Below are 552 nucleotides of genomic sequence, written 5' to 3' on the forward strand. Positions count from 1 at the left end.
GCAATGAGATCCACATTTCCCGTATAGTACTGTTGATTTTTCATCTTCAAAATGTCCGATTGTTCCTTCACATACTTGGCATACGATTGTTCCCATTTTTCATTTCCCCCTGAGTTTTAATAGTAATCTATTTATTTATCATTAAGCTTTCGCATTATCTCTACTAGCACAGTCACAATTTGTTCCGCATTTTCCGTAAAGCACTGTCGTTTTTTCATCTTCAAAATGTCCGATTGTTCCTTCACATACTTGGCATACGATTGTTCCCATTTTTCATTTCCCCCTAAGTTTATGGTCCTAAAAACTTTCAGCTGTCCATTTCCTATCAATTATTGGGCTTTTGTATGCTCTGTGTGATCACATCCGCAAGATCCACATTTCCCGTAAAGTACCGTTACTTTCTCATCCTCGAAGTGTGCAATTGTACCTTCACAATCTTGACATACGATTGTTCCCATTTTTCATTTCCCCCTAAGTTTATAATCCCAAAAACTTTTTGTAACCGCTTAACTTTCTGTCTTTATTTTAATATGTTATACTTTTTACGTCAAT

Annotated in this window: 3 protein-coding genes; all 3 read right to left on the bottom strand. The window is 35.9% G+C overall.

What is annotated here, in order from left to right:
* Positions 1-96, bottom strand: a 96-nt coding sequence (locus MR083_RS26830) for a GapA-binding peptide SR1P (protein WP_242270102.1), incomplete at its 3' end; no start/stop codon positions are given.
* Positions 97-141: 45 nt separating this feature from the next.
* Positions 142-270 carry a GapA-binding peptide SR1P gene (locus tag MR083_RS26835; RefSeq protein ID WP_000536805.1) on the bottom strand — a complete coding sequence of 43 codons (129 nt, stop codon included), beginning with the start codon at positions 268-270 and terminating at the stop codon, positions 142-144.
* Between the two features lie 59 nt (positions 271-329).
* Positions 330-458 carry a GapA-binding peptide SR1P gene (locus MR083_RS26840; protein ID WP_000536778.1) on the bottom strand — a complete coding sequence of 43 codons (129 nt, stop codon included), beginning with the start codon at positions 456-458 and terminating at the stop codon, positions 330-332.
* Between the last annotated feature and the right edge of the window lie 94 nt (positions 459-552).

The organism is Bacillus cereus group sp. BfR-BA-01408 (assembly GCF_022663305.1).
Taxonomy (GTDB): domain Bacteria; phylum Bacillota; class Bacilli; order Bacillales; family Bacillaceae_G; genus Bacillus_A; species Bacillus_A pacificus.

What these genes read in the sequence shown, in the direction of transcription:
- MR083_RS26835 (WP_000536805.1), bottom strand. Translation starts at nt 270, where the DNA reads ATGGGAACAATCGTATGCCAAGTATGTGAAGGAACAATCGGACATTTT.
- MR083_RS26840 (WP_000536778.1), bottom strand. Translation starts at nt 458, where the DNA reads ATGGGAACAATCGTATGTCAAGATTGTGAAGGTACAATTGCACACTTC.